At 49.6% G+C, this 3,265-nt stretch carries 3 protein-coding genes; all 3 read right to left on the reverse strand.

The genetic code is table 11. The features are described 5' to 3' along the window. Window positions 1-145 precede the first annotated feature (145 nt). On the reverse strand, window positions 146-1,156 hold the full coding sequence (locus KDK17_RS17455) for a tryptophan--tRNA ligase (RefSeq protein WP_257276329.1): 1,011 nt from the start codon (window positions 1,154-1,156) through the stop codon (window positions 146-148). Window positions 1,157-1,290: 134 nt separating this feature from the next. Continuing rightward, window positions 1,291-2,196, reverse strand: coding sequence for a hypothetical protein (locus KDK17_RS17460; RefSeq protein ID WP_257255345.1), 906 nt, complete (start codon window positions 2,194-2,196; stop codon window positions 1,291-1,293). 338 nt (window positions 2,197-2,534) lie between these two features. Further along, window positions 2,535-3,265 (reverse strand): MATE family efflux transporter (locus KDK17_RS17465; protein WP_257288678.1); only part of this gene is annotated, 731 nt, incomplete at its 5' end.

Consider the following 3,265-nt stretch of genomic DNA (forward strand, 5'->3'; position numbering starts at 1 on the left):
GACGAAATTCACCTCCCTGCCAAGTCGCAGGGAGCACTCTTTCGGCTATAGGTAGCGTCTTTTGGAAAGATGCATCAGAGACAAGCGGAGGTTAAATTTTTGTCGGATGCAGCCAGCCCCGTGGGCTGACTGTAAACCCCGAAAATCAGGCAAAAGGACGGATACCCACTTTATTGCGAATATCCTGAAGGAAGGGCGCTGCTTCAGCACGGGCCTTGTCCGCACCTTTTTTCAGCTCAGCTTCAATGAATGCCGGGTCAGCCATCAGATCGTTATAACGCTCTCGAGGGTCCCTGAGTAGATTGTTGATGTAATCAAAGAGTTCATTTTTCAAATCCCCCCAACCAGCACCGGCTTCATACTGCTCACGTTTTTCAGCCACCTCTTCTTCCGTCGCAAAGGCTGAGAAGATCTGGAACAGAGTACAGGTTTCCGGATCTTTAGGTTCACCTGGCTCCAGAGAGTTGGTTTTAATCTTGCGAATCAGCTTGAGTAGCTTTTTCTCAGGCACAAACAACGGAATGGTGTTGTCGTAGCTCTTGCTCATCTTGCGGCCGTCAAGACCATTCAGAACATCCGTGTTTTCACCCACTACGGCTTCTGGCAGCACAAATTGAGTCTTGTAGTGATGGTTCATTCGACCCGCAATATCCCGAGCCATTTCCAGATGCTGAACCTGATCACGGCCGACTGGAACACGGTTGGCATTGAACATCAGGATGTCCGCCGCCATCAGAATCGGGTAATTAAACAGCCCCATCAGGACGCCCTTGTCCAGATCAGACTCGCCCGCTTCCTGATTGGTCTGGGTAGCAGCCTTGTAGGCATGGGCACGATTCATAAGACCTTTTGCGGTCATACAACCCACAATCCAGTTCAGCTCCATGATTTCCGGGATATCAGACTGGCGATAGAAAGTGACTCGATCAGTATCAAGACCCAGGGCCAGCCAGGTAGCAGCAATTTCCAACCCGGATTGATGAATTCGCTTGGGGTCACGCCCCTTGATCAGGGCATGGTAGTCAGCCAGAAACAGGTAGGACTGAATGTTTTCGTCAAGGCTTTCTTCAATCGCAGGACGGATAGCCCCCACATAATTGCCCAGATGCGGCGTGCCTGTGGTGGTAATACCGGTTAATACTTTGGTCTTTGTCATGGGGTCACTCATGGGCCTCATGAAGTGGCAATGAGCACTTCACTGAAAACTGGAAGGCGGCATTATAGAAGAGGCAACGCATGCAGCTCAACCAGGACTCTGAGGCCTGATTTTTTTTAACCGGCGAATAGTAGCTAACCCGCTGGTTTCTTGTGACAGCGCTTCCTGCAACAGACGGGTTTTTTTGGGCAGCTAAAACCGGGGCAGGTAATATGGTCGCAGACGTGAGAATTCTCGGGGCAATCAGCCCAACCTGTAAAAAGAGAGCACCGAAAAATGCCGCAGCCATTACCATTACACAGATCACATTTGGTAGAGAACTTTTCTACACTGCACTCGCATCTGGGGCAGTCAGAATGGAACGATTCACTCTCACATTTGGAGCAGAAATCATCTTCGTCGCTATAGCTGTTGCTACCACTCTCTCTATCACTCCCTCTATCGCTAGTGCTGACCCTATCGCCATCGGTCTGGTCGCCTGGAGTACGGAAGAAAGGTGATAAATACAGCGCACCAACAAATAACCCGCATGACTTCTGACCATTATCTGATACAGTTTCATATCCAAATTCAAACCCTTTGCCGGGAGTAGACTGGACGCAGATGTCCGGGTGCCCCGTGTTCTGGTCTGTGCCCTTGGACACGTAATAATAGCTGTTGCCGTTTTTTTCAATATGAGCAAAGGAAGTGAGCCAGGTGGCAAGCTGCTCATAAGTTGTGTCAAGCCAATCGAATTTGGCGGTGACCTGTGTGTCCACGACTGTAGCATTGATTAATCGCGGGTATTCACAGACAGAGGAACCGGGTTCGGTTCCCGGGATGACCTTACCAATTACATTGCCAGCATCTACTCCTTGGCCGGAAGGCATGCACACCAAAACATTGGGATGAGCAGCCTTAACGATGTCTGCCGCTGATTCGCCAGCATCTTTCATAATGCCAGAGCCGCAATCAGCTTGCATGTCCCTGGGACAGGTATCGGCACGAACATTGAGGGTAATTGTGGACAATAAAAGCAGCGTAAAAAAAAGCCTATGCATGAGGGGTTTCATAAATAACTCTTTTTTCATTGTTCAGTAAAACGGATGCAGGGAAAGAGCAAAAAACGTCAAGCGACTTTTTTTAGAATCAATTTAAAAACGAACGACAAAAGTCACCTTAATCATGCACTAAAAGTCTGGGGAATTCGTCAGCTTGATTCTGAGCAACCAAGACTAAACATGCACCGACTGATCATAGCAAACGCCTGACAAGTCTGCCCGAACAGGACATTCTCATGATGTGTCGTATCTTATTTTTATTGGTTTTATCCCATCCGGCATCACACAGCCGCCCCTGACAGAGCAGGTGTGCACTGGACTCTCAGACTTCTCACTATTCAATTGACTTTCATGGCAAACAATTGCGTTGCAACGGCTCTCCTGCTCAACGATCTGAAGCGGAGCAGCAGGAATAAAGCAGAAAGCGTCAGTGCCAGTACTAGTCCAATCCAGAGCCCGTGGGGGCCCATGGGTTCATCGGCAATAAAATCCGTCAGCCCCAAAGTATAGCCCAGTGGCAGGGCTATACCCCAGCAAGCAATCAGAATTATGATCATCGGTACCCGGGTATCTTTGTAGCCCCTTAAGGCACCATTGGAAGCAACCTGAATACCATCGGCGTACTGGAAGAGTGCTGCAAAAATCAGCAACTGGGCAGCCAGTGCTTTAACTGCAGCATCCTGGGTATAGAGCGATGTCAGAGCATCGGCAAACGCCCACATCACAGCCGCTATCAGAGTAGCAGTCAGCAGGGTCGCTACGATACCAGAATACCCTGAGAATCTCGCAGCCTGAGGATCACCGGCACCCAAAGCCTGACCTACCCGGATGGTTATTCCCATGGACATACTCAACGGCACCATAAAGGCCATGCTGGCGAGATTCAATGCAATCTGGTGACCTGCGACGGTCACTGCTCCCAGTTTGCCGATGACCAGAGCCACTGCCGAGAAGATACTGGCTTCAAAAAAGATGGCCAGACCGATGGGGACACCCAGTTTCAGGTGAATAACAATACGGCTCATTGCAGGCCATTCAAAGCGATCAAACAGATTCACTTCTGTATGCT

The sequence above is a fragment of the Endozoicomonas sp. SESOKO2 genome, from assembly GCF_024606245.1.
Lineage (GTDB): Bacteria > Pseudomonadota > Gammaproteobacteria > Pseudomonadales > Endozoicomonadaceae > Endozoicomonas_A.

Bases quoted from the DNA above. Each gene is read 5' to 3' on its own strand.
- KDK17_RS17455 (WP_257276329.1), bottom strand. From the start codon at position 1,156: ATGACAAAGACCAAAGTATTAACCGGTATTACCACCACAGGCACGCCG.
- KDK17_RS17460 (WP_257255345.1), bottom strand. From the start codon at position 2,196: ATGCATAGGCTTTTTTTTACGCTGCTTTTATTGTCCACAATTACCCTC.